Genomic DNA, 6,080 nt, shown 5'->3' with positions numbered 1-6,080 from the left:
CCGCGCGGCCGTAAACCAGCAGACCGGACGCGGCATCACCGCGGTGGGAGAGGGAATTTCACCGCATCGGTAAACCAGACGGACACCTGCCCGTATACCCGCCCCCAACAACCATCGTGATCAGGGTCCTGGCGTGCATGGATATBCCTCTACCACGCGAAAGGAACAAAAACCGCCGCCAACATAACCGACTTATCCTCATCGAAACCACGTAAACATCCAGTGAGAGGGTGTTCTGTGGGGGTTCGCCGGGTTTCGGGTTGGGGTGATGTCTGGCGTGCGGAGATGATCGTGTTGCGTTCGGGGGCTGGTGCGTTCTGYTGGAAGGTATGGCGGAACGTAAGCCGTACCCCAGTGATCTCTCCGACGAGGCGTGGGAGCTGATCCGTCCGGTCCTGACCGCGTGGAAGGCCCGGCACCCCTCGGCCAGCGGGCATCAGGGCCGCTACGCCCTACGAGAGATCGTGAACGCGATCCTCTACCAGGCCAGGACCGGCTGCCAGTGGCGGTACCTCCCCCACGACCTGCCCTCCACCTCCGCGGTGTGCTATTACTTCGGCCGGTGGCGCGACGACGGGACCACCGAGACGATCCATGACCTGCTGCGCTGGCAGGTCCGGGAACACCACCACCGCCGCGCGGACCCGAGCGCGGTCGTGCTGGACTCCCAGACGGTGCGGGCTTCCACGAACGCCCCCGCGGACACCACCGGCCTGGATCCGGGCAAGAAAAGCCCGGGTCGTAAACGGGGGATCGCCACCGACACCCTCGGTCTGCTGATCGCGGTGACCGTGGTCGCCGCGAGTGTGCACGACAACCTCATCGGTATCGCGCTGCTGGACCGGGTCGCCACCGCCGCTCCGTTGGTGCGTAAGGCGTGGGTGGATGCCGGGTTCAAGACCACGGTGATCGAGCACGGCGCCGGGTTGGGAATCGATGTGGAGATCGTGGAACGGCCGGCCGAAGCGCGAGGGTTCACCCCGCTGCCGAAACGGTGGGTGGTCGAGCAGACATTCGGGATCATGATGCTGCACCGGCGTCTCGCCCGGGACTACGAGACGAAACCCGCCAGCGCGGTCGCGATGATCCGATGGTCGATGGTCGAGGTGATGGCACGCCGTCTGACCCGGAGCGCTACCCCGACCTGGCGGGACCCGCCGGTCTGAGCGGCCTGCTGGCCGGGCAGGGGCGGAACCGTGAGCGCCGACCTGCTGGAGAAGATCGAGAACCGGCGTGCGCGGATCCGACGGACCGTCGAGGAACTCCGGGAAGAGATCAGCCGGCTCGGTGACGAACTCGCGGCTGCCGAACACGCCCTGGAACGGTTGGAGATCACCCATCAGACCGTGGTGGACCTGACCACCGAAGACACCCTCACACCAGCCGGTCCTCTCCCCGACGGCTACCGGGACGTCCTCGCCCTGTTCACCCAGGACGGAGAAGGGCTACGCGCCAAGGACGCCTGCCGGGCCCTGGGCGCCGGCACCGAACCCCGCCATGTCGAGGGCATGCGCGCGAAACTGAAACGGCTGGTCGACCGCGGCGTGCTCGCCGAACCCGAACCCGGCCTGTTCATCCTGCCCCGCCCGACTCCACCCACCCCAGAGATCAACTCAAACTGACACCCGGCAAAACTGCACAGAACACCCTCTGAGTGGATGTTTATGTAGCCCTGATGGCGATTACCTCACCTTTGAGGGGGGCGGCTTCTGTCCGCTTCATGCCGTAGAAGCACGTTCACGCGTCCCGTGGCCGCGGTCCAGGCGCCTGTTCGGCACGGGTATACGCCCCGACGTCCGTCTGGTCCGGCGATGAGACGGAAACCCCTCCCGGTCGCACGGACCCACCCCCGACCAGGTCGGTTTAGGGACCGGCGGACACGGGAGACGCGTCTGTCATGAGCCCACGGAAGACCTACCCCAGCGATCTGTCCGACGCCCGCTGGGARCTGATCGCCCCCACCCTGCACGCCTGGCAGAAAGCCCGCCTCGACCGCCGACCCACCGGCCAACCCGCCCGGGTCGACCTCCGCGAGGTGTTCAACGCGCTTCTCTACCTCAACCGCACCGGTATCCCCTGGCGCTACCTCCCCCACGACTTCCCCTCGCACGCCACCGTCTACTTCTACTTCGCCGCCTGGCGCGACGAGGGCGTGCTCACCCGGCTCGGCTACGCGCTGACCGGCCTGGCCCGCGTCACTGAGGGTCGCGCGCCGGAGCCGACCGCCTGCGTCCTCGACACCCAGAGCGTCAAGACCTCCACCGACGTTCCCCAGACCAGCCAGGGCACCGACGCCGCCAAGAAGATCGTCGGACGGAAGCGGGGCGTGGTCACCGACACCCTCGGCCTGCTGCTCGCCGTGACCGTCACCGCCGCGCACCTGTCCGACAACACCCTGGGTATCCGCCTGCTCGACCAGGCCACGACCACCTGGCGGACGATTGCCAAGACCTGGGTCGACAAGGGATTCAAAAACACCGTGGTCGAGCACGGCGCCACTCTCGGCGTCGACGTTGAGGTCGTTCCCAGGAAAACCGAAACCCGCGGCTTCCACGTCGTCGAACGGCGGTGGGTCGTCGAACGCACGCTGGGCTGGTTGATGTTCCACCGCCGCCTGGCCCGCGACTACGAGACCCTCCCCAGCAGCTCCGAAGCAATGATCCACCTCGCGATGATCGACAACACGGCCAGGCGCGTAACGGGCGAGAGCACCCCCACCTGGCGAGATCCCCGATAGAACATAAGTCGCAATTAAGACAAATCAAACATCCCCTGAGAAAAGCGGCTGCCCGCCGGTGCACGCGCAAGGAAGATCACGGCGCGGCGGCGGAGCGCTGCCGATCGTCGCCCTGCACGCGGTGTTCGGGCTTGTCCCGTGACGTCGCCCGCGAGGCCCGACCGTGCGGTGGGGGCTGAGGTTCCGTCGGTGGATCTGGCGGGGAGCCAGGGCGTTCAGGTCGGCAGCGGCAACATCCAGATCAATAACTATGGCGCGGGTGCATCGCGGGGTGTTCGGCGGCCGTGGATGGCACCGGCGCGGTCCAGTGTCGTGGTGGCACGGCCCGCGCTTATGGCGGACCTGCTGGCGGTCGTGATCGCCGGGGACGAGGCCGCTGTTGAGGTGACCGCGGCCGTTGAGGGGGCGGGTGGCTTCGGGAAAACGACCCTCGCCGGTGAGATCGCCCGCAGCAGCAGCGTTGATGCCCGTTTCCCGGGTGGGTTGCTGTGGGTGACGGTCGGGGAGTACGCCTCCGGGGCGGACCTGGCTGGTCTGGTGGGGGGTTTGTGCCGGGTGCTGTCCGGAGAGCCGGTCACTGAGTCGGACCCGATGGTCGCCGGTGGTCTGCTCGGAAGTCTCCTCGACGAGCGTGATCCGGTGCTGCTTGTTGTCGACGATGTGTGGAGGGTCGAGCAGCTTGCTCCGTTTCTGGTCGGGGGGCGGTCCTGCCGGCGGCTGGTGACGACCCGTAACGTGGGGGCGGTGCCCGGAGGCAGCCGGCGGGTCCTGGTCGATGAGATGACTGTCGCCGAGGCAGTGGAGACGTTGACCGCGAACCTGCCGCTCCCGACCGCCGGTGCGGCGGGACTGCTGCGGTGGACGGGGCGGTGGCCTGTCCTGCTCGGCCTCGTCAACGCCGCTCTGGTGGAGCTTGTCGGGGAAGGGGCGTCGGCGGACGAGGCCGTTGTGTGGGTCACACGCCAGCTGATGGCGGCCGGCCCGGTGGCGTTCGATGACCCGGACGCGGTTCACGACCCCGTCTCGCGGTCGCGGGCGGTGGCCGCGACTGTCGAGGCCAGCGTGGGGCTTCTGACGCCCGAGCAGCGCGGACGCTACCTCGATCTTGTGGTGTTCCCGGAGGATGTCGACGTTCCCGTCGATGCCCTTGCGGTGCTGTGGGGTGCCAGTGGTCTGGGCGGGAGCGAAGCGGAAAGGTTCCGTCGGCGGCTGGTGCAGCTCAGGCTCGCCTCGGGCCGGTTCGTCGGGGGTCAGCCCGCCCTGCGGTTGCATGACGTGTTGCGCAGCTATCTGCATGTCGCGGCGGGGGCTGGTGGTGTTGCCGACGCGCACCGGAGGTTCCTCGCCGCTGCCCGTGGCTTGGTGACCGGCGGCAGGCCGGTGGACACCGGTGACACGCCTTCGGCCTGGTGGGAACTTCCCGGCACCGTGACCGGGGACTACTTCCGCCACCACCTCGCCTACCATCTGACCGCCGCCGGTGCCGGTGACGAGGCGGCCGCCGTGGTCTGCGACCTGCGGTGGGTCGAGACGAAGATCGCCCGATTCGGGTATCCGGTCGGCATCGAGGCAGACCTCGCCCGTGTCGATACCCCCACCTCCACGGTGTTGCGGCGCGCCATCGGTCAGGCCGCGCACCTACTTACGCCCCTCGCGCCGGGCAGGTCGCTGGCCGTCACCCTCGCCAGCCGCCTCGGTGAGATCGCCGGGCTCGAGCAGACCGTGGCCGCGTTCCGGTCCCACCTCACCGGTCCACGCTTTGGACTCGCCTGGCCGATGCCCGATCTCCCTCACCCCGCGCACCTGCGTACCCTCACCGGTCACACCAAGGCGATCAACACAGTCGCGTTCTCAGCCGATGGGCAGCTCCTTGCCTCCGCCTCCGACGACGGCACCGTGCGCCTCTGGGAGATCACCACCGGTACCAGCCGTGTCCTCACCGGACACACCGACATCGTGACCGCAGCTGTCTTCTCACCCGATGGGACCCAACTCGCCACCAGCTCCTACGACCGGACCGTGCGGGTGTGGGAGCTGACGACCGGAACAGCACGCGTGCTGACCGGGCACACCGACGTCGTAGGAGCACTGACGTTCTCCGACGATGGCCAGCTCCTCGCCTCCGCCTCCGACGACACCACAGTTTGCCTGTGGGAGATCGCCACCGGCAGCCGCCGGGTACTGACCGGTCACGGCGGCGGGGTCAGCGCGGTGGCGTTCTCCCCGGACAGCAACCGGCTGGCTTCCACCGCCACCGATGGCGGAGTCCGCCTGTGGCAGATCGCAGACGGCAGCTGCCAAGCCCTGGCCGGGCATACCGACGTCGTGACAGCGGTCGCGTTCTCCACCGACGGCCAGCTCCTCGCTACCAGCTCCTACGATGCGACCGTCCGCCTCTGGACCATCGCCCCCACCGGCAGCACTCCCGCCGTGACGGTGACAGGGCAGGTCCTCACCGGTCACAGCGACATGGTGAACGCCCTCGCGTTCTCACCCGACGGCACACTGCTCGCCACCGCGGCAGGCGGCAACGACCGATCGGTCCGCCTGTGGGACCGGGCCAGCGGCACCAGCCAGATCCTTGTCGGGCACACCAGCGGGATCAACACGCTCGGCTTCTCCTCGGACGGCACGCTGCTCGCATCCGCCTCCGATGACGGCACCGCCCACCTCTGGAATCTCCACACGGGAACCGGGCACCGGCTCACCGCGCAAACCGACAGGATGAACACGCTCGCGTTCGCCCCCGACGGCACCCAACTCGCCTCCGCCGCCAGCGACGGCACCGTCCACCTCTGGGACGTACCAGCCGGACTCCTCCACACCGGTGCCATCCCCACCCGGCGGGTCAACGCGCTCGCCTTCTCCCCAGACGGCACACTGCTCGCCTCCGCCGCCAGCGATGGCACGGTCGAACTCGCCGACGTCGCCACCCGCACCGGGCGCATCTTCACCGGCCACACCGCCTGGGTCGGCTCCGTCGCGTTCTCTCCGGACGGGCTGCTCCTCGCGTCCGCGTCCGACGACGGCACCGTCCGCCTCCGCGACGTACCCACCGGCGCTGAATCGATCCTGGTCGGCCATGCCAGCGGCGTCGCCGCCGTCGTGTTCTCCCCCGACGGACGCATCCTCGCCTCCGCGTCCGACGACGGCACCGTCCGCCTCTGGGACATCCCGGCCAGCATCACCCGCGCCACCAGCCGGATCCTCACCGGTCACACCGACTGGATCGGCGCCCTAGTGGTCGTCGGGTCTGTAAAGTTAGCGGTGTAACCGGGGCGAATCGGACTACTTGCGGCCTGCGGTGAGTCGGCCGTCGAAGGCGACGTCGAAGGCGTTGAGT

4 protein-coding genes are annotated in these 6,080 nt (G+C 68.6%); all 4 read left to right on the top strand.

The features are described from left to right. Positions 1-329 precede the first annotated feature (329 nt). The 4 genes from CC117_RS07965 (at position 330) to CC117_RS07950 (ending at position 6,010) form a co-directional block, all read left to right on the top strand. A complete protein-coding gene (locus tag CC117_RS07965; RefSeq protein WP_071083111.1) occupies positions 330-1,166 on the top strand; it encodes an IS5 family transposase in 837 nt (278 codons plus the stop codon). A 30-nt stretch (positions 1,167-1,196) separates the two neighbouring features. Beyond that, positions 1,197-1,622, top strand: coding sequence for a hypothetical protein (locus tag CC117_RS07960; protein ID WP_071083110.1), 426 nt, complete (start codon positions 1,197-1,199; stop codon positions 1,620-1,622). 275 nt (positions 1,623-1,897) lie between these two features. Then, positions 1,898-2,737 (top strand): IS5 family transposase, encoded by an 840-nt coding sequence (locus tag CC117_RS07955; protein ID WP_071083109.1) that lies wholly within the window; start codon positions 1,898-1,900, stop codon positions 2,735-2,737. Between the two features lie 189 nt (positions 2,738-2,926). Continuing rightward, positions 2,927-6,010, top strand: a complete 3,084-nt coding sequence (locus CC117_RS07950; protein WP_071083108.1) for an NB-ARC domain-containing protein — start codon at positions 2,927-2,929, stop codon at positions 6,008-6,010. Positions 6,011-6,080 lie beyond the last annotated feature (70 nt).

The sequence above is a fragment of the Parafrankia colletiae genome (assembly GCF_001854655.1).
In the GTDB taxonomy this organism is placed as follows: Bacteria; Actinomycetota; Actinomycetes; order Frankiales; family Frankiaceae; genus Parafrankia; species Parafrankia colletiae.
This window is presented reverse-complemented; position numbering and strand designations above follow the sequence as displayed.

Excerpts from the sequence above, each read along its gene's own strand:
- CC117_RS07965 (WP_071083111.1), top strand. The coding sequence starts at position 330 with ATGGCGGAACGTAAGCCGTACCCCAGTGATCTCTCCGACGAGGCGTGG.